The organism is Halorientalis salina, assembly GCF_005049285.1.
In the GTDB taxonomy this organism is placed as follows: Archaea; Halobacteriota; Halobacteria; order Halobacteriales; family Haloarculaceae; genus Halorientalis; species Halorientalis salina.
Map to the genome: position 1 here is coordinate 35279 of NZ_SOSC01000007.1, position 17369 is coordinate 52647.

Below are 17369 nucleotides of genomic sequence, written 5' to 3' on the forward strand. Positions count from 1 at the left end.
TCTATTGTCGCCTATCGGAGCCTAAAACAGTTCCGAACAGGCGAGCGGTTCAGTCACCACCACCCGTTTTCACCCTGCACTGCGACATCCGACTATGGCGAACAGTTCTCGGCTGTCACCCGTCTCGTTCCCGGACCGCCGTCCGAAACTCTCGCTCGCGCTGTCGGTGCTCGTCTGTGAACTCGTCGGTGCCTCGGGCGCGCTCGTCTCCGGGTCGGGCGTCAGCGTCTGGTATCCGTCCCTGGTCAAACCCGCGTTCAACCCGCCCGCCTGGGTGTTCGGGCCGGTCTGGACCGCGCTCTTTGCCCTGCTCGGGGTCGCCGCCTGGCTCGTCTGGCGTGCCGGCCTCGACCGGCGCGCCGTCCGCGTCGCCCTCGCCCTCTTTGCCGCCCAGTACGTCGTGCAGGTCGCCTGGTCGGGGGTCTTCTTCGGCCTGCGGAACCCGCTCGGCGGACTCGTGGTTATCGCCGTCCTCTGGGCCGGTATCGTCGCCACCGTCGTCGCCTTCGACCGCGTGGACCGCCGGGCGGCGCTGTTGCTCGTCCCCTACCTCGCGTGGGTCACGTTCGCCGCCGCGTTGAACTACGAACTCTGGCGGTTGAACTGACCACCAGGTCGATTTGCCGCGACACGGGTGACTGACTGCCCTGAAAACCGGAAAAATCGGTCTCGCTCAACAGAGGTCCGGAACGACCGGTGCGTCGACCTCGTGGCGGTCGTCACGGCTCCGCTCCGACGAGTCGGCTACCTGAATGGCCCCGCCGTCAGTGCGAAGCAGCTTACTGGACATGTCGGGCACCATCGGGTCGATTTCGCCGGATCGAGGTCGGTTCGTCATTGGTCTTTCGTCCTCATTTCACCCGTCGACACGGAACATAATAAACCTTCATGATTTATAGTGATATGACGATCAGACAGCGGTTTGTGGATGTATATGGGTTTCGGGCCCTTCTAGTGGCCGTCTGGCAGCACAATTGCCGGATTATCGAATATAAAGCGGACAAACGTCCAGTTCACCTGGGGCGGCGTCTCTCGCGAAATCAGTCGTCGAGTGCCAGCGAAGCAAGCAGCGCTTCCAGCTGGATGCGCTCGTTGGCTCCCTCGGTGATGCGGTAGTCGGCTTCGCCGATGCGGTCGAGGAGTTTCACGGCGGCCCGGTCGTCCAGGTCGAAGTCCCAGACCGAGCGGTGCATCTGGTCGATGACGTCGCCGCCGGCGATACCCTCGTCGGTGAGCAACTCGTCCAGCGTCGCCTTCGCGGCGAGGAAATCACCGTCCAGGGCCTCGGTGACCATCCCGTTGATCTCCTCGGGCCGGGCCGTCGAGGTGATGGCGTACACGCCCTCCTCGTCGACGACGTCACCCGTGACGGCGGCGGCCTGCAGGCCGTTGATCGCTTTGCGCATGTCGCCGCTGGCGGCGTACACGAGCGCGTCGATGCCGTCGTCGGTCACTTCGATGTCCTCCTCGTCGGCGATGATGCGGATCTGTTCCTCGACGGCCTCGTCGCTGAGTGGGGAAAAGCGAAAGACCGCACACCGGGACTGGATGGGGTCGATGATCTGGCTGGAGTAGTTACACGAGAGGATGAAGCGGACGTTGTTCGAGAACTCCTCCATGGTGCGCCGGAGCGCAGACTGGGCGTCGCTCGTCAGACTGTCTGCCTCGTCGAGGAAGATGATGCGGTAGTTCGACCCGCCGAACGAGGAGCGCGCGAAGTTCTTGATGCGGTCCCGGACCACGTCGATCCCGCGCTGGTCCGAGGCGTTGAGTTCCAGGAAGTGTTCCTTCCAGTCCTCGCCGTACAGTTCCCGGGCGATGGCCTGGGCTGAAGTGGTCTTGCCGATACCTGCCTGGCCTGAAAACATCAAATGCGGCAAGTCGTTCCGGGCGACGTAGCTTTTGAGTCGCTCGACGATGGTCTCCTGTCCGACGACGTCGTCGAGCGTCTGCGGGCGGTACTTCTCGATCCAGATCTCGTCCCGCCCGGCCCGCGGCTGAGAGTCGGCCTCACTCATGTCCGGTGACAGGCGGGGCCGAGTCTTAAACGGACCGGGACCGACCCGGTGGCAACCGAATACCAGTCAGATACATATAGTGTGTCGATACGCTCAAGCCCGCGAGTCCCCACTTTCGGGTATGGTGACGGTCGAAGTCGTCGGCGAGGGGTCTCACGAGGTCGACACCACGGCGCTCGACGTCTCGGAGCCCACGTACGCCGACCTGCTGGCCGCCGTCGAGTACAGCCCCCACGAGGTGTCGGTGATGGTCGACGGGACCCCGGTGCCGGAGGACCAGCCCGTCGAGGCCGACCACGTCCGGGTGCTCCGACTCATCCAGGGCGGCTGACCGTCCCGAGGTGTACGATGCACGTTCAGGAAGCTACTCAGGAGGACCTGTCCGCCGTCATGACCGTCTTCGACAGCGCGATGCTCGAAACCGACGTCGATACCGTCCGCGAGGCCATCGACCGCGGCGACGTGTTGCTCGCTGTCAGGGAGGACCGTATCCTCGGCGCGTGTCTCCTCCGCGGGGAGGAAATCGAGGCGATCGCCGTCCGGCAGAAGCGCCGCGACCAGGGCATCGCCACCGTGCTCGTCGAGGCCGCCGCCGACGACCGGGACCGTCTCGTCGCCGAGTTCGACCGCCGGGTACGACCGTTCTGGAACTCGCTGGGCTTCGACATCGAACCGCTCGGCGGCGGCGACCGCTACCGAGCAGTCTTGAAGACCGACGAAGCCGAAGAAACCGACGCGGAGACCACTTAAACGAGGGGTTCGACCAGTCCGCGACCCGCGGTCAGGAGGTCCGCGACCCGGTCGGCGCTGGTCGCTTCCGCGTACACGCGGAGTTTCGGCTCGGTCCCGCTCGGCCTGACGAGCAGCCAGGAGCCGTCGTCGAGGAAGATCTTGAACCCGTCGACGTCGTTGACCCGCTCGACGGCCGTGCCGGCGATCTCCTCGGGGAGCGCGCCGTCCAGGTCCGTGATGACCGGCTCCTTTCGCTCGTCCGGGCAGTCGACGCTGACGCGGTCCTGGTGGATCTCCCCGTGTTCGGCTTCCAGGGCGTCGACTCGCTCGTCCATGTGGCGGTCGACGGTGGCCGCGGCCGCCAGCAGCGCCACGAGAACGCCGTCCTTGTTGCGGACGTGGCCGCGAACGCCGAACCCGCCGCTTTCCTCGCCGCCCATCAGGGCGCCGTTGTCCGCCATCGCCTCGGCGACGTATTTGAAGCCGACCGGCGTCTCGAAGACCAACTCGTCGTGGCTCTCCGCGACCCGGTCGACGATGCTGCTCGTCGAGACCGTTCGGACTGCCGGCCCCTCGTGCCCGCCGAGGAGGAAGTCGTAGACGGCCGCGAAGAAGAGGCTGGGGTCCAGGAACCCGCGATCGGGCGTGACGACGCCGATGCGGTCGGCGTCCCCGTCGTTGGCGATGCCGAGGTCGGCCTCGCCGGCCTGGACGCGGTCGATCAGGTCGCCGAGTCGCTCGGCGCTCGGTTCCGGGGAGTCGCCGCCGAACTCGGGATCGGTGTCACAGCGAAGGCGCTCGACCTCTGCACCCGCGGCTTCGAGCAGTCGGTCGGTGACGCCCCGGCCGCTCCCGTGCATGGCGTCGTAGGCCACCGTCAACCCGTCCAGATCGGCGGCGACGAACGCCAGGGCGTGGTCGACGTACGGGCCGACGAGGTCCGCCTCGCGGACACTACCGAACTCGCTTTCGTCGATGGGGTCGGGTTCGGCCAGGTTCGCCTCGATGGCGTCCGTGACCGCCGCAGGAGCTGGCGACCCGTCTTCGGGGATGAACTTCACGCCGTTGTATTCGGGCGGGTTGTGCGAGGCGGTGATCTGCAGGGCACCGGCGAGGCCGCGGTCCCGGACCGTCCAGGCGACGACCGGTGTCGGGCAGTCCCGATCGGGAAGCAGGACGTCGAAGCCGTTGGCACAGAGCACGCGAGCCAGTTCCTCGGCGAAGCCACGGGAGTGTTCGCGGGCGTCGTACCCGACCGCGACGGTTCCCGTCCGGCCTTCCTCCCGGAGGTGCGTTGCGACGGCCTGCCCGACGATGCGGACGCGCCGGTCGGTGAAGGTCTCCAGCGTCGCCCGCCATCCGTCGGTCCCGAACGCGATTTCGTCCATACGCCCTGTCCCCGGTCCCGCGTAAAAAAGGTCTCCCACTTTTCACTGGTACTGTTCGAAGACCTCCCAGAATCTGTCGTGGAATCGCGGCGATTTCTTCAGCAGATATCGTTTGTACTCCTCACCATCTGCTGGGTCTGGGCCTCCCCTACGCCGGAACACGTCAATTGAGATCGGGTTTCCGGGATCTGGTAGACGGATTGAAACGGTTTCTGCAACAGAAATAGAGCGGTTCCCGTTTGCGCTTTGTTTCTGCGAAATGTCATCACTGGGGGCCAATTGTCGAGAGAGACATCCCCGGTACATCTCTTCGTAATCGAGTACGTGCTCTATGCACTCTTTGGAGGGTGTGAATGCTAATTCGAATTTCACGTGGTCGCTTATCGGACCGAGGTCGTCCGAGTCGATACCGGCAAAAAAGTATTCGCGCATCTTGTTGAACTGCTGGATGATCTCGTTAGCTCCTGTCGCGTAGTGTATCGCGCCCGCCGACTTCATCTCCAACACATACGTCTCGTACGACTCTGGAAGGTCCTCGTCCAGATGGGCACCCTGTGCGAACAGATCGACAGACCCGTTGTTGCCGTAATGAGAATAATGCATTTCCGGTGTGAACGTCGCATTTGGCCGGTCGGAACTGGACTTGATCACTGCGTTTGTCAGGTCCGACTCCGGAACAGACTCCTCGAAGGAGACGGAAGTGTTGGTCGGAACTGTGTCGTAGAACGGCGTGTTGGACAGCTTGCTGGCCTTCGACGGCAACCTGCGCAGGTACTCGATCTTCTGTTCGTGTGGTATGTGTCGATGCGGGACCTGTTTCGTGTCAGCGATTCGGCTCGCAATGATCCGTATGGCTTCCATACGGCTATCGGGATTTAACGCTGCATCGTCTCTCCAGAGGTTGTAGATCTGTTCGCCTACCCCCGGTGTAGAGAGGGAGACACTGTTCGGGACTCCAGCTTCCAGTTCGTCGGCAAGATTCGTACTCCTCGCGATAGCGTCGTAAAATGCGCCCTCTCTCCCGTATCGTGCCTTGCTGACGTCCATCTGGAACCGATGAATCGCGTAATGAAGGTCTAGCTCAACGCCTTCCGGAAGGTTCCCTGCAAAATTGAGTAAGCGCCAACAGTACGTCTTGGGCATCTTAGCCACGTCTCCAGACTTCAGCTTCGAGATAGCGCGATTGTTTCCCCTTATCATCCGGAACTACCGCTTATCAGTAGGTTTCACTCTACGGTCCATGGCCCTTCGAGGTCCCGATCAGGTGAACGGTGGTGGGCGGATGGCCAAATATTTTGCTACGTATATAATCATCATCGTGTTAATGACCGAATTGGACCGCAACACACCTCTGGACTGTTGGCGGTTCAAATCTGAAACTAGTACGATGGAATATCAACCAAACGTCTTGAATTATCCTGTCGAGCCTTCACACCACCAGTGGTCGGAATCCAGACAGATTACTGACGAGACTGAACAGTACGCGCGGATGCTGATTCTTGGGTCGAACTGCGCGGTTACTCTCGCCCGCTTTCGACCAACCGCTCTTTCTCGGCCCGAGATAACTGCTTGATCTCGTACTCGCGGCTCATCGCGGCCGATTTCGTCTCGAAGGACTCGACGTGGACACAGTCCACGGGCGTGCGACCGCGCGTGTACTTCGCGCCCTCGCCTGCGTCGTGTTCGCGGACGCGTCGCTCCACGTCGGTCGTGTAGCCCGTATAGAGCGTGTCGTCGGCACAGCGCAACACGTACACGTAGTGGTCGTCGGCCACGGCTGTCGGCAGGACGGACCGGACCGTCAGTGTTGCGACTGCGGTGTCTGGTACTGTCCGTTCCGCAGAAGTGGGCTTCGCGTGGTGGTTATCCCACGGTGCGGGTGGCCGCAGTGGCCGTCATGCCTGGGGTGCGCGTTCGCGGGCGACCTCGGCGATGCCAGCGTTCGCCGAGCAACTCGGGCAGGCGTGGACCTCTCCGAACTCGTCCGCGAAGACCCGAGCGAACTGCTCGGAAACGTGCGCGTTACAGTGGTTACACTTTGGCATTGGTTTCTGCCGGCAGGGCTTTGCTACCGACACTACTGGGTAGGGGGTGGACGGATAAATAACTCGTACCGAACCTGTTGGGTACTCGGTGCCACTCGCCGCGGCCCGGTCGATTCCGCTCGTCTGAAACCTGTTTTACGCCGTCTCGGCGGTCGTCGCGGCGTCGACGGCTCTGGCGATGAGCGCGGCCTGTGCACCGGCGGTGAAGCCCGCGTCGACGTTGACGACCGAGAGCGCGGTACAGGACTGGAGCATGCCCGAGAGCGCGGCCTCGCCGTCGCCGCCGTGGCCGTACCCCGTCGAGACCGGCAGGCCGATGACCGGCGTGTCGACGAGGCCGGCGACGACCGTCGGGAGCGCCCCCTCTCGGCCCGCCGCCACGATGAGGACGTCGTGATCGCGCAGTTCCTCGAGTCGGTCGAGCAACCTGGCGATGCCGGCGACGCCGACGTCGTCGACGCGCTCGACGGTCGCGCCCATCTCCCTCGCGATGATCGCGGCCTCGCCCGCCGGAACGGCGTCGGAGGTGCCGGCGGTGACGACCCCGACCGTCGCGTCGAGGCTCGGTTCCTCGAACTCCGGGGTCTTCGCGACGAGCATCCGGGACCGCTCGTCGTAGTTGACGGTCACGTCGGCATACGCGTCGTTCAGGTGCTGGCTGATGGCGCCGACCTGGTCGGCCGGCAGTCGCGTCGCGATGGCCCGTCCCGTCGTCTCGACGGCAGTCGTCGCGAGATCGGCGATCTCCGTCGGCGTCTTCCCGTCGGCGAGGATGGCCTCGGGCACGCCGGCCCTGGTTTCGCGGGCGGCGTCGAACCGTCCGCCCTCCGAGGAGGCGTACCCGACCAGTTCCGCCTCGGCCTCGGCGGGCGTCGTCTCGCCGGCTGCGACCGCTTCGAGCAGTTCGCGCATACCGTCCGTCGACGCTCGACGCACTCCTATGCATCGCTTCTCCGATGGATCCGCGGCTGTGCGCGGTCCGCGGGCGAACCGCGCGCGAGTCGCGACCGCCCCCGACGAGCGCCCCCGAACCGTCCGAAAACGGATGATTTCCCGGCTCGCTTAAATACACACCCTCCGCTTTAAGTATTGAATAGCCGGTACAACCGCTCAAACCCCCGTGAATACCGGCGAGAAACCGCACAATCAGGAAAGTATATAAATCCCCCTCTGGAATGGCCGGGTGTATGGCAGACCTGATTGTCAAAGCCGCCGTGAAGGAAGCGCTCGATGACATGAACGTCGCCTCCGACTTCTACGACGCCCTCGACGACGAGGTCGAAGAGCTGCTCGAAGACGCAGCGCGTCGTGCTGAGGAGAACGACCGAAAGACCGTCCAGCCCCGCGACCTGTAAGCAGGGCTCCCTTTTCGTTATTTTTCGACCCGGTAGCGGCGGTACCAGCGTATCGGGCATGTACTGGCTGACTGACGAGCATGTGCTGCGCCATCTTTTTGCATACGTATTGCTATCGATACACAGGGACTGACCATTATTATGGGTACAAACGGCGAGGCGTACGATTACGTCATTATCGGCGCGGGCTCGGCCGGCTGTGTGCTGGCGAATCGACTGTCCGAGGACGGGGCGTCGGTGCTCCTGCTGGAGGCCGGCGAGCCCGACGAGCAGACCGAGATCCAGGTCCCGGCGGCGTTCTCGGAACTGTTCGAGAGCGAGGTCGACTGGAACTACTACACCGAACCACAGGACGGGTTGGACGGCCGGGAACTGTACTGGCCCCGGGGGAAGACGCTGGGCGGGTGCAGTTCGATCAACGCGATGATCTACATCCGCGGCCACCCGTCGGACTACGACACGTGGGCGGACCTGGGCAACGAGGGCTGGGGCTACGAGGACGTACTGCCGATGTTCGAGCGGTCCGAACACTTCGAGCCCGGACCCGCGCCCGAACACGGAAGCGACGGGCCGCTCAACGTGACCGGGCCGCGCTCGCCGCGCCCGCTGGCCGAGACATTCCTCGACGCGGCCGTCGAGACCGGCCTCTCCCGGAACGACGACTTCAACGACGGCGATCAGGAGGGAGTCGGCTACTACCATCTGACACAGAAAGACGGGAAACGCCACAGCGCCGCCGACGCCTTCCTCAAGCCGGTGCTGGACCGGCCGAACCTGACCGCCGAGACGGGTGCCCAGGTGACAGAAGTCTCGATCGAGGACGACCGGGCAACCGGCGTCGTCTACGAACAGGACGGCGACCGGAGCGAAGTCGAAGCCGACGAGGAGGTCGTCCTCACGGCCGGGGCGGTCAACTCCCCCCAGTTGCTCATGCTCTCGGGCGTCGGCCCCGCGGCCCACCTCCAGGAGCACGACATCGAGGTGCAGGCGGATCTGCCCGGCGTCGGCCGGAACCTTCAGGACCACCTCTTTGCCTTCGTCGTCTACCAGTCGACGGACACGGACACGCTGGACGACGCCGACAGCCTCTGGAACCTGGTCAAGTACCTGCTGTTGAAAAAGGGGCCGCTGACCTCGAACGTCGCCGAGACGGGCGGGTTCGTGCGAACGGACCCCGACCTGGACGCGCCGGACCTCCAGTTCCACTTCGCGCCGAGCTATTTCATGCGCCACGGGCTCGACAACCCCGATTCGGGACACGGCTTCTCCATCGGATCGACGCAACTCCGACCCGAGAGCCGGGGGGAGATCACGCTTCGGTCCGCCGACCCGTTCGACGACCCGGTCATCGACCCGAACTACCTCGACGCCGACGCGGACCTGGACGTGCTCGTCGAGGGCGTCAAGCAAGCCCGCGAGATCGTCGGGGCTAGCGCCTTCGACGACGTTCGCGGCGAGGAGGTCTGGCCCGGCGAGGACGTCCAGACCGACGCCGAGATCGAGGCCCACGTCCGGGAGACGGCTCACACCGTCTATCACCCGGTCGGCACCTGCAAGATGGGCGACGACGAGATGGCCGTCGTCGACGACGACCTGCGGGTCCACGGGATCGACGGGCTCCGGGTCGCCGACGCGTCGGTCATGCCGACCATCTCCAGCGGGAACACCAACGCTCCGACCTACATGATCGCCGAGATGGCCGCCGCTCGCATCATGGACGACGAGAACACGGTCGCCGAGTCGGTGGCGGCCGACGACTGACGGGCGTCGACGCTACGACTCGGGGCGGCGGACGGTCACGCCGTCGGCGCTGCCGACGTGAATCTCGTCGGCCAGCCCCACGAACAGGCCGTGGTCGACGACACCTGGGACCGTCGAGAGCGTCGCGGCGAGCTCGGCCGGGTCGCCGATCTCGCCGAAGTCACAGTCCAGGACGAGGTTGCCGTTGTCGGTGACGACCGGGCCGTCCTTCCGTTCGGCCGCCCGGAGGGCTGGGTCGCCGCCGAGGTCGCGGACGCGGTCGGCGACCGTCGTCCGGGCGTCGGGGAGCAGTTCGACTGGAACCGGCACCGAGAGCGCGTCGGCCAGTTTCGAGTCGTCGACGACGACGAGGAAGCGGTCGGCGGCCGCGTCGACCAGTTTCTCCCGGGCGTGGGCGGCCCCGCCGCCCTTGATCAGGTCGCCCTCGGCAGCCTGGTCCGCGCCGTCGATGGCGATATCGGGCGTCGCGTCGTCGAGCGTCGTCAGCGGGATCCCGACCTCGCGGGCGAGTTCCCGCGACTGGTAGGACGTGGGTATGCCCTCGACGTCCAGCCCGTTCTCGACGGCCTCGCCCAGTGCTCGAATGGCGTGTGCGGTCGTGCTGCCGGTGCCAAGCCCGACGACCGTCCCGTCCTCGACGGCCTCAACTGCGGACTCGCCGGCCCGTCGCTTCGCCTCGTCGCTCCCGCCGCGTTTCATGCCCGACCGAACCCGGCCGGCGGACAAAAGTTCCGCGGAAATGGGCGGATACTTTTCACGCCCTCGCTCCTCGGACCCGGTATGTTCGGAACCAGCGGTATCCGTGGCCCCGTGGGGGAGGACGTGACCGCCGACCTGGCGCTCCGGGTGGGACGCGCCGTCGGGATCGACGCCGACCGCGTCGTCGTCGGTCGGGACCCGCGCGAGAGCGGCGAGATGCTCGTCGACGCACTGGCGGCCGGGCTGCGCGAGTCCGGCACCGACGTACTCGACCTGGGCATGGCGGCCACGCCGACGGTCGCCCGGAGCGTGGGCTGGGAGGACGCCGATGTCGGGGTGTCTGTGACCGCCTCACACAACCCGGCACCGGACAACGGGATCAAACTCTGGCAGCCCAGCGGCCAGGCGTTCGACGAGTCACGCCGGGAGGCGATCAGCGAGCGGGTTCGGACCGACGCCGCCGAGTTGACCGACTGGACCGGCCTGGGCGACCGCGAGGCCGTCGATGCCCGCGAGCGCCACGCCGACGCGCTCGTCGACGCGGTCGACCTCGCCGAGCCCCTCTCGGTGATTGTCGACGTGGGCAACGGAGCCGGCGGCGTCACTGTCGACGCCCTCCAGCGACTCGGTTGTGAGGTCGAGACGCTGAACGCCCAGCCCGACGGTGCCTTCCCGGGTCGTCCCTCGGAGCCGACCGCCGAGAACTGCACGTCGCTCGCTCGGTTGGTCGCCGAGTCCGACGCCGACCTCGGGATCGCACACGACGGGGACGCAGACCGGATGCGGGCCGTCGCCGGGGACGGCACCTACCTCTCGGGGGACGTGACGCTGGCGCTGTTCGCCCGGGCGGCCGCGAACGAGGGCGAACAGGTAGCTGCGCCGGTCGACACCAGTCTGGCGGTCGACGACTACCTCGCCGAGGCCGGCGTCACCGTCACCCGGACGAAGGTCGGTGACGTCTACGTCGCCGAGCGGGTCACGGAACGGGGCGTCGCCTTCGGCGGCGAACCCAGCGGGGCCTGGATCTGGCCAGAGGCGACGCTGTGTCCCGACGGCCCGCTGGCGGCCTGTCGGCTGGCCGAACTCGCGAGCGAGCGGCCGCTGTCGGCCCGGGCCGCCGCCATTGACGCCTATCCCATCCGCCGGGACAGCGTCGAAGTGGCGGACAAAGCCGCGGTGATGGAGCGGGTCAGCGACCGGGTCCTTGAGACCTACGACGACGTGTCGACGCTGGACGGCGTCCGGGTCGACCTCGGCGACGGCTGGTTCCTCCTGCGAGCCAGCGGGACCCAGCCGCTGGTCCGGATCACGGCCGAGGCCCGCGAGGAGTCACGTGCTGACGACGTGTTCACGGAGGCCCGATCGCTGCTGGAGTCGGCACTGGCGTCGGAGTGAAATCCATCAGAAAACCGCGTGGGGAGAAGGGTGGGGAGCCGTGCGGTCACCCGCGGCGAGTCGAGCGCGCCTGTCGAACGTCGGCGCCGTCCCGAATCTTGTCCTCGCACTGCGGGCAGACTCGTGGTTTCTGGATGCCGTTCGGTGTAAAGACACGTGCATATGCGGCCGTCACAAAAGCGCCGCAGTTCTGACATTCCGGCATACACAAACCCCATAGGAAGGGGGTCTCTTAACTTTGGGTGGTGCACGTAAGACTTTCCCAAACAACCGGCGTTGCGACGTGAGGAACCCGTTCTACCGCCGGTTTCTCTCGGCAACGCTTTCCGGGTTTCTCGGCGTGGTGAGAGGTCACTCGAACCGAACGCGCTCGCGCGCGGACTCCTATGGAATGTGATATGGCTGTTCGGAGGCGGCTTTTTGCCGCTGGGTCGCACACGTGGGGGTATGGCACAGACGGCAGTCGTCGCCGGCGTCGGTCCCGGCCTCGGTGCATCGATCGCGCGGAAACTCGTCGACGAGGGGTGTCGGGTCGGCCTGTTCGCCCGCTCGGAGGGATACCTCGACGAGTTGGCGGCTGATCTCTCGGAAGGGTCGGGCGACGCGCTTGCGGTCCCGACGGACCTGACTGACCCTGACGCCATCGCGGACGGGTTCGACAGGGTTCGCGAGGCGTTCGGCCCGGTCGACGTGCTGGTCAACCACGCCAGCGCGGCCCCCTGGAAGGGCATAGAAGCCGTCTCGGCCGCGGAGTTCGACCGCGCACTCGACGTCGGCCCCCGCGCCGCCCTGCACTGCTCGCAGGAAGCCGTCGAAGACATGCGCGAGACCGGCGGCGGCACGATCGTCTTCACCGGTGCAACAACGTCAGTCCGTGGCCGCGAGAACGCCATCGGCTTCTCGGCCGCGAAGTTCGCCTGTCGCGGGATGGCCGAGTCGATGGCCAGGGAGTTGGGTCCGGAGGGCATCCACGTCGCGCACGTCGTCCTCGACGGGGAGCTTTTGCCGCCCGAGCAGGACGTGGACGATCCCGAGACCTACCTCGACCCCGACGAGATCGCCGAAAGTTACTGGCATCTCGTCGAACAGGACCGCTCGGCCTGGACCCTGGAGCTGGACCTGCGCCCGCACGTCGAGGCGTTCTGACGGGCAGTGGAGCTACTCACGGCGGCGGTCTGGACGCCGAATCGGCAAAATCAATACGTCGTCCCCTCGGGGTCCGTGTGTGACGACGATCGCGGCGTACGTTCGGGACGACAGAGTCAATGCAGGCGTCGCGTGGGCGACCGTGCTGGCGGCGGTGCTCGTCGCCGGCTGGCGCTCGACTGCCGGCGACCCTCTCGTGGCTGGGTTAGCGGTCGGGTGTGTCGTCACGGCCGTGCTCCCGGCGACCGTCCGCCGTGACCCGGTGGCGATGCTTCCCGGGGAACTGCTCGTCGCCCTCGTCGCGCTTCTCGCTCTCCGGGCCGCGGGCGTGGCCGTGCCGTACACGGGGTACGGGACGGTGTCGGTGCTGGCACTGGCGCTGGCGGTCGACGTGGACGTCCTCACGCCGGTCGACATGGCACCCTGGTTCAGCATCTGGTTCGTGACGGCGGCGACGATGGCACTGGCCGCCCTGTGGGGCATCACGCAGTACGCCGTCGGGACGGCCACCGACACGACCTACCTCGCCAGTAACGCCGATCTGATGTGGGACCTGCTGGCGGCGACCGCCGTCGGCGTCGCCGCGGGCCTGTTGTTCGAGCGGTACGTCCGCCGGACCGCGGGACTGACGGTCCCGTCTCTCTCGGCCCCGCCCGACGAACCCGCACGGCAGGACCGCGTCCCGTTGTCGACCTCACCGCTCCGATACGTCGTCCGCACGATGCAGGTGTTCCTCCTGGCTCTGGTCGCCTACGGCGTCGCGAGCGCCGATATCGGGGTGGCGCTCAACGCCGCCCTCGGGTTCGGCGTCACGCTCGTGCCGACGGCCGTCGGGCGGCGATTCGGCCGGTCGATGAGCGCCGGTCTCTCGCTCTGGATCACCACCGCGGCGTTCCTCCACGCCGTCGGCCTGCTCGGCCCGTACGGGACCGTCGGCTGGTTCGACCAGGTGACACACACCCTCTCGGCGTCGCTGGTCGCCGGGGTCGGGTACGCGGCCGTCCAGGCGCTCGACCACCACGCCACGGACATCGCCTTCCCGCCCGCGTTCCGCCTCGTCTGTGTCGTCCTGTTCGTCCTCGCCGCCGGCGTCACCTGGGAACTCGTGGAGTTCGGCGCCGGTGGCCTGGCGTCACTGCTCGGCAACGAGGCACCCCTCGTCCAGTACGGCCTCCGGGATACTGTCCTCGACCTCGTCTTCGACGCCGTCGGCGCGCTCGTCGTCGCGCTCTGGGGCACCAGATACTTCGACGGCGTCGCGGACCTCCTCTCGGCGGCGCTCCGAACGACGGACTGACCCCGTGGCCGGGCCGGGCGCTCACTCCAGGCGCTCTAACACCGCGTCGGCCTCGTAGTTCAGGGTGAGTTCCCGCGAGCGGCCACGGCCCTCGACTTCCGTGTAGGTGGCGTCGATGATGCCTAACCGATCGAGTTTGTTGATGATCTCCGAGTAGCGGGTGTAGCCCAGCTCAGTCCGCTCGTGGAAGGCCTCGTAGACGTCGCCGGCCTGTTCGCCCGAGTGCTCGGCGATGACGCCGGCGAGGGCAGCCTCGCTGTCGGAGAGCCCCCGGAGCGCCCGCGAGAGGTGGACGTACTTCGATTTGTCGTAGGCCTCCTCGACGTCTTCGGTGCTGACGGACGTGGCGGCGCGCATCTCGGCGTTGAGCCCGGCCCTGCGCAACAGGTCGATGCCGACCCGCAGGTCGCCGTTGCTCTCGGCGGTGAGTGCTGCGACCCGATCCAGCACGGGGGCCGAGACCGCGCCCTCGCGGAAGCCCCGTTCGACCCGCTCGCCGAGGATGTCGACGATTTCGGGCTCGTCGTACTTCGGGAAGTACACCTCCTCGGGGCGGAACACCGACTGGACGCGGCCGTCGAGTTCCTCGATGACGTCCAGATCCAGGTCCGAGGAGATGCAGATGACGCCGATCTTCGCGCCGGCGTGTTCCTCGTGGGCGCGAAGCAACGAATACAGCGTGTCCGAGGCTTCGTTCTCGTAGAAGAGGTAGTTCACGTCGTCGAGCGCGACCACGAGGACCTGTTCGTCGTCGACCAGCCGGTCGGTCACCTGCTCGAACAGCCGCTTGAAGGAGATGCCAGAGGAAGGCGGTTCGTAGTCGAAGATCCCCTCGAACAGCCTGGAGAACACCGAGTACCGCGTCCCGTTGACCTGGCAGTTGACCCGCACCGCCTTCACGTCGGCCGTCTGGGCGCGCAGCTCCGAGAACAGTTTCTGCACTGCCGTCGTCTTGCCGGTGCCGGGCGGGCCACGGGCGATGACGTTTAGTGGCCGGGAGCCCCGAACTGCCGGCCGCAGCGAGTACTTCAGGCTCTCCATCTGGGAGTCGCGGTGGTGGAACGTCTCCGGGAGGTAGTCGATCTCGAAGACGTGCTCGTCGCGGAACACGGATTCGTCCCACCCGAGCATCCCCTCCTCGGGGTCGTCAGCCATTGTGCTTCACTTTCACCGAGCCTCCCCGGCAACTTAATCTTTCGGCAGCCCACCGGCGAACGCCCGCCGATCACGCCAGGGGCAGTTCGACGACGAACACCGCGCCCTCGTGCTCACGGTCCGTCACCCACACCTCCCCACCGTACTGTTCGACCAGCGAGTGAACCAGGTAGAGGCCGATGCCCGACCCCGGACTGTCCAGGCCCTGTTCGCCTTTGCCGAAGATCGTCTCCTTCTGGGCGTCCGGAACGCCCGGGCCGTTGTCGGCGACGCGCAGGTGGGCGACCTCGCCGTCGCGTTCGACGGAGACGTTCACTTCGGGCGTCTCCGTGTCGTTGTGCTGGACGGCGTTGTTCAGCAGGTTCCTGACGACGGACGTGAGCATCTCCCCGGCCGCGACGGGGTGGTCCGGCACCGGGTCGTCGAGGTGAAACTCGGCCTGGGGATACGACTGCTCGCATTTCTCGATCTCCCGGGTCAGCACGGCTTCGAGGTCGGTCGGCTCGGTGGTCACCTCGCTGTCGCCGACGATGACGTCGACGTAGTCGCGCGCGATCTCGGTCAGTTCGACGACGTGCTCGCTCGCCCGCTCGACGCGGTCGAACGACCCGCCGCCCGCGTCGTCGACGTGGGCTTCGAGCTCTTCGAGCCAGGCGAGCACCACGGTCATGTCGTTTCTGATGTCGTGGCGGACGACGCGGTTGAGCACCTCCAGCTGCTCGGTGCGTCGCTCCAGTTCGTGTTCGTACTCCAGTCGCTCCGAGATGTCACGGACCGTCGCAACGATGCGCGTGTGTGTTTCGCGGCGGACGGCAGTCAGGCGAACGTCGACGGCGTCGAGGGGTCCCTGCGGCGATTCGATGTCGAGGCGGACGTGATCGTCGCCGCTCGCCAGGAACTCGTCGAACTGCCGCCGGAACTGCGCCATCGTGTCCGCGCTGGCGAGGTCGTGTTCGAGATACACGTCGCTGACCTGCGTGTCGAGCCATTCCGCCCGCGGGATCCCGGTCAGTTCGACGATGCGCGGATTGACGTACTCGACGTGGCGGTCCGCGTCGAACACGTACACGCCGTCACCGGTCTGTTCGACGACCGTCTCGTAAATGTCGACCTGGTGTTCGGACTGCTTTCGCTCGCTGATGTCCCGGACGCTGGCGAGTACGTACTCCCCAGCTTCCAGGGCGACCATCGAGAGCGTCACTTCGACCCAGAACGGCTCGCCGTCCCGTCTCTCGTTCCGCCACTCGAACGTCTCTCCGCCCTCGCTCGGGGGCCCGTCTGACGAGGTCGGCCGGCGGCGTCGGCGGCTCCCAGTCGTCGGCCGTCAGGTCGTGAACCGTCAGCCCCTCGAACTCGCCTTTCGAGTACCCGTGCATCTCGCAGTACCGTTCGTTGGCGTCCACGATGGCCCCCGTTTCCGGGTCGTGTAACACCAGTCCGTCGGCGACGCCCTCGAACACCGCCTCGTAATCGACAGTCCCCTCCATTTGTTATTGTTGCATCTGAAACATTTTATGTCTGTTGGGAACACTCTTGCTGAGAGAATACCCGTATCAGCCACGGAGCCCGTCGCTCAGTGCAGGCTGGCGTATCACTAAAAAACGTAACCGAGTCAACTCGGTGCAGCCCGTTCCGTCTGGGTCTCCACGACGTAGTCGAGGAAGTTGTCGAACAGTTGCTTGGCCTCGCAGGCAGCCCGGTACTGCTCGGCGTCGATCCCGTCGAGGACCTGCTGGATGGTCTCCTCGTCTATGTCCCCCGCTTTGCCCTTCGTGACGGTTTCGGCGGTCTCCATGTCGTACTCGGGGTGAAACTGGACCGCGAACACCCCGTTCTTTCGGAAGCCGTGGATGCCGTAGTCGTTCCTCGCGAACACCGTCGCGCCGGGCGGTGCCTCGACCACTCTGTCGGAATGTGTCGTGAACACGGTGAAATCCATGCCGAGGCCGTCGAGGAGTCGGTTCTGGCCGTCCTGCTCGACGGTCCGATAGCCGATCTCGTACTCGTCCATGGCCTCGACGCGCCCACCCATGACGTCGGCGAGGAGTTGGTGGCCGTAGCAGACCCCCAACGCGGGGAGCCCGGCCTCGATAGCGGCTCCGACCCACGTTTTGAGTCGCCCGATCCACTCGCGGTCCCAGTAGACCGAGGCGCTCGACCCCGTGACGACGAACCCGTCGTATCGAAGCGTCTCGGGCACCTCGCCGGCCGGACAGTCGAACTCCACGAGGTCGGCGTCGAGTTCACGACGGAAGTTTCGCCGGGTGTCTGCCGCCTTGTGGGCCGCGTTCAACAGGGCGATGCGTGGCCGTTCCATTAGTTCCCAAAACACACTCCAGACGCAAAGTCTGTTCCGGTACGTCAGTACTTGCCGCTGT

20 protein-coding genes and 1 pseudogene are annotated in these 17369 nt (G+C 66.0%); 8 read left to right on the forward strand and 13 right to left on the reverse strand.

Features of this window, described 5'->3' with window-relative positions; all coding sequences use genetic code 11:
• The first annotated feature begins 94 nt into the window (after window positions 1-94).
• Window positions 95-607: a TspO/MBR family protein gene (locus E2481_RS13050; RefSeq protein ID WP_136717596.1), complete on the forward strand. Its 513-nt coding sequence runs from the start codon at window positions 95-97 to the stop codon at window positions 605-607.
• A gap of 66 nt (window positions 608-673) precedes the next feature.
• Here the strand turns inward: E2481_RS13050 and E2481_RS18745 are convergent, their stop codons facing one another.
• Together E2481_RS18745 and E2481_RS13055 are read right to left on the reverse strand one after the other, a co-directional pair.
• Window positions 674-838, reverse strand: a complete 165-nt coding sequence (locus tag E2481_RS18745) for a hypothetical protein (RefSeq protein ID WP_169302440.1) — start codon at window positions 836-838, stop codon at window positions 674-676.
• Between the two features lie 202 nt (window positions 839-1040).
• Window positions 1041-2018, reverse strand: a complete 978-nt coding sequence (locus E2481_RS13055) for a replication factor C small subunit (RefSeq protein ID WP_136717597.1) — start codon at window positions 2016-2018, stop codon at window positions 1041-1043.
• Between the two features lie 121 nt (window positions 2019-2139).
• Here E2481_RS13055 and samp2 point away from each other — a divergent pair, with 121 nt between their 5' ends.
• A complete protein-coding gene (gene samp2, locus E2481_RS13060; RefSeq protein ID WP_136717598.1) occupies window positions 2140-2349 on the forward strand; it encodes a ubiquitin-like small modifier protein SAMP2 in 210 nt (69 codons plus the stop codon).
• 17 nt (window positions 2350-2366) lie between these two features.
• A complete protein-coding gene (locus E2481_RS13065; protein WP_136717599.1) occupies window positions 2367-2768 on the forward strand; it encodes a GNAT family N-acetyltransferase in 402 nt (133 codons plus the stop codon).
• Here the strand turns inward: E2481_RS13065 and E2481_RS13070 are convergent.
• The 5 genes from E2481_RS13070 to larB all read right to left on the reverse strand — a co-directional run bounded on the left by E2481_RS13070 (window position 2765) and on the right by larB (window position 7095).
• Complete coding sequence (locus tag E2481_RS13070) at window positions 2765-4138, reverse strand: phosphoglucomutase/phosphomannomutase family protein (RefSeq protein WP_136717600.1); 1374 nt, start codon at window positions 4136-4138, stop codon at window positions 2765-2767. The two genes, E2481_RS13065 and E2481_RS13070, sit on opposite strands and share 4 nt — an antisense overlap.
• A 42-nt stretch (window positions 4139-4180) precedes the next feature.
• Window positions 4181-5185 carry a hypothetical protein gene (locus E2481_RS13075; protein WP_256867903.1) on the reverse strand — a complete coding sequence of 335 codons (1005 nt, stop codon included), beginning with the start codon at window positions 5183-5185 and terminating at the stop codon, window positions 4181-4183.
• Window positions 5186-5655: 470 nt separating this feature from the next.
• Window positions 5656-5913, reverse strand: a complete 258-nt coding sequence (locus E2481_RS13080; protein ID WP_136717602.1) for a GIY-YIG nuclease family protein — start codon at window positions 5911-5913, stop codon at window positions 5656-5658.
• 120 nt (window positions 5914-6033) lie between these two features.
• Window positions 6034-6183 carry a DUF7563 family protein gene (locus tag E2481_RS18750; protein WP_169302441.1) on the reverse strand — a complete coding sequence of 50 codons (150 nt, stop codon included), beginning with the start codon at window positions 6181-6183 and terminating at the stop codon, window positions 6034-6036.
• Between the two features lie 135 nt (window positions 6184-6318).
• Entirely contained in the window at window positions 6319-7095 is a 777-nt protein-coding gene (gene larB, locus E2481_RS13085) for a nickel pincer cofactor biosynthesis protein LarB (protein ID WP_136717603.1), read from the reverse strand.
• A gap of 275 nt (window positions 7096-7370) precedes the next feature.
• Here larB and E2481_RS13090 point away from each other — a divergent pair, with 275 nt between their 5' ends.
• Window positions 7371-7538: a DNA-binding protein gene (locus E2481_RS13090; protein WP_011322117.1), complete on the forward strand. Its 168-nt coding sequence runs from the start codon at window positions 7371-7373 to the stop codon at window positions 7536-7538.
• Between the two features lie 141 nt (window positions 7539-7679).
• On the forward strand, window positions 7680-9299 hold the full coding sequence (locus E2481_RS13095; RefSeq protein WP_136717604.1) for a GMC family oxidoreductase: 1620 nt from the start codon (window positions 7680-7682) through the stop codon (window positions 9297-9299).
• A gap of 12 nt (window positions 9300-9311) precedes the next feature.
• Here E2481_RS13095 and rpiA read toward each other — a convergent pair whose 3' ends face one another.
• Window positions 9312-9998 (reverse strand): ribose-5-phosphate isomerase RpiA, encoded by a 687-nt coding sequence (rpiA, locus tag E2481_RS13100; RefSeq protein ID WP_136717605.1) that lies wholly within the window; start codon window positions 9996-9998, stop codon window positions 9312-9314.
• Window positions 9999-10079: 81 nt separating this feature from the next.
• On the opposite strand from rpiA, the gene glmM reads away from it, so the two are divergent.
• A complete protein-coding gene (glmM, locus tag E2481_RS13105; RefSeq protein WP_136717606.1) occupies window positions 10080-11393 on the forward strand; it encodes a phosphoglucosamine mutase in 1314 nt (437 codons plus the stop codon).
• Window positions 11394-11439: 46 nt separating this feature from the next.
• Here the strand turns inward: glmM and E2481_RS19305 are convergent, their stop codons facing one another.
• Window positions 11440-11598, reverse strand: a complete 159-nt coding sequence (locus E2481_RS19305) for a DUF7563 family protein (RefSeq protein WP_428222015.1) — start codon at window positions 11596-11598, stop codon at window positions 11440-11442.
• Between the two features lie 242 nt (window positions 11599-11840).
• Here E2481_RS19305 and E2481_RS13110 point away from each other — a divergent pair, with 242 nt between their 5' ends.
• Both E2481_RS13110 and E2481_RS13115 read left to right on the forward strand, forming a co-directional pair.
• A complete protein-coding gene (locus E2481_RS13110; protein WP_136717607.1) occupies window positions 11841-12539 on the forward strand; it encodes an SDR family NAD(P)-dependent oxidoreductase in 699 nt (232 codons plus the stop codon).
• A 79-nt stretch (window positions 12540-12618) separates the two neighbouring features.
• A complete protein-coding gene (locus E2481_RS13115; protein WP_136717608.1) occupies window positions 12619-13836 on the forward strand; it encodes a hypothetical protein in 1218 nt (405 codons plus the stop codon).
• A 21-nt stretch (window positions 13837-13857) separates the two neighbouring features.
• Here E2481_RS13115 and E2481_RS13120 read toward each other — a convergent pair whose 3' ends face one another.
• The 4 genes and pseudogenes from E2481_RS13120 to E2481_RS13135 all read right to left on the reverse strand — a co-directional run bounded on the left by E2481_RS13120 (window position 13858) and on the right by E2481_RS13135 (window position 17308).
• Entirely contained in the window at window positions 13858-14991 is a 1134-nt protein-coding gene (locus tag E2481_RS13120) for an ORC1-type DNA replication protein (RefSeq protein ID WP_136717609.1), read from the reverse strand.
• A gap of 70 nt (window positions 14992-15061) precedes the next feature.
• A complete protein-coding gene (locus tag E2481_RS13125) occupies window positions 15062-16180 on the reverse strand; it encodes a sensor histidine kinase (RefSeq protein WP_136717610.1) in 1119 nt (372 codons plus the stop codon).
• Between the two features lie 43 nt (window positions 16181-16223).
• Window positions 16224-16478 (reverse strand): annotated as a pseudogene (locus E2481_RS19035) (PAS domain-containing protein); the annotation flags it as partial.
• A gap of 125 nt (window positions 16479-16603) precedes the next feature.
• Window positions 16604-17308 (reverse strand): type 1 glutamine amidotransferase, encoded by a 705-nt coding sequence (locus E2481_RS13135; RefSeq protein WP_136717612.1) that lies wholly within the window; start codon window positions 17306-17308, stop codon window positions 16604-16606.
• Window positions 17309-17369 lie beyond the last annotated feature (61 nt).

Bases quoted from the DNA above. Each gene is read 5' to 3' on its own strand.
- E2481_RS13125 (WP_136717610.1), bottom strand. From the start codon at position 16,180: ATGGTCGCCCTGGAAGCTGGGGAGTACGTACTCGCCAGCGTCCGGGAC.
- E2481_RS13120 (WP_136717609.1), bottom strand. From the start codon at position 14,991: ATGGCTGACGACCCCGAGGAGGGGATGCTCGGGTGGGACGAATCCGTG.
- E2481_RS13090 (WP_011322117.1), top strand. From the start codon at position 7,371: ATGGCAGACCTGATTGTCAAAGCCGCCGTGAAGGAAGCGCTCGATGAC.
- E2481_RS18745 (WP_169302440.1), bottom strand. From the start codon at position 838: ATGACGAACCGACCTCGATCCGGCGAAATCGACCCGATGGTGCCCGAC.
- E2481_RS18750 (WP_169302441.1), bottom strand. From the start codon at position 6,183: ATGCCAAAGTGTAACCACTGTAACGCGCACGTTTCCGAGCAGTTCGCT.
- samp2 (WP_136717598.1), top strand. From the start codon at position 2,140: ATGGTGACGGTCGAAGTCGTCGGCGAGGGGTCTCACGAGGTCGACACC.
- glmM (WP_136717606.1), top strand. From the start codon at position 10,080: ATGTTCGGAACCAGCGGTATCCGTGGCCCCGTGGGGGAGGACGTGACC.
- larB (WP_136717603.1), bottom strand. From the start codon at position 7,095: ATGCGCGAACTGCTCGAAGCGGTCGCAGCCGGCGAGACGACGCCCGCC.
- E2481_RS13075 (WP_256867903.1), bottom strand. From the start codon at position 5,185: ATGGACGTCAGCAAGGCACGATACGGGAGAGAGGGCGCATTTTACGAC.
- rpiA (WP_136717605.1), bottom strand. From the start codon at position 9,998: ATGAAACGCGGCGGGAGCGACGAGGCGAAGCGACGGGCCGGCGAGTCC.
- E2481_RS13095 (WP_136717604.1), top strand. From the start codon at position 7,680: ATGGGTACAAACGGCGAGGCGTACGATTACGTCATTATCGGCGCGGGC.
- E2481_RS13110 (WP_136717607.1), top strand. From the start codon at position 11,841: ATGGCACAGACGGCAGTCGTCGCCGGCGTCGGTCCCGGCCTCGGTGCA.
- E2481_RS19305 (WP_428222015.1), bottom strand. From the start codon at position 11,598: ATGCCGGAATGTCAGAACTGCGGCGCTTTTGTGACGGCCGCATATGCA.
- E2481_RS13070 (WP_136717600.1), bottom strand. From the start codon at position 4,138: ATGGACGAAATCGCGTTCGGGACCGACGGATGGCGGGCGACGCTGGAG.
- E2481_RS13055 (WP_136717597.1), bottom strand. From the start codon at position 2,018: ATGAGTGAGGCCGACTCTCAGCCGCGGGCCGGGCGGGACGAGATCTGG.
- E2481_RS13135 (WP_136717612.1), bottom strand. From the start codon at position 17,308: ATGGAACGGCCACGCATCGCCCTGTTGAACGCGGCCCACAAGGCGGCA.
- E2481_RS13065 (WP_136717599.1), top strand. From the start codon at position 2,367: ATGCACGTTCAGGAAGCTACTCAGGAGGACCTGTCCGCCGTCATGACC.
- E2481_RS13050 (WP_136717596.1), top strand. From the start codon at position 95: ATGGCGAACAGTTCTCGGCTGTCACCCGTCTCGTTCCCGGACCGCCGT.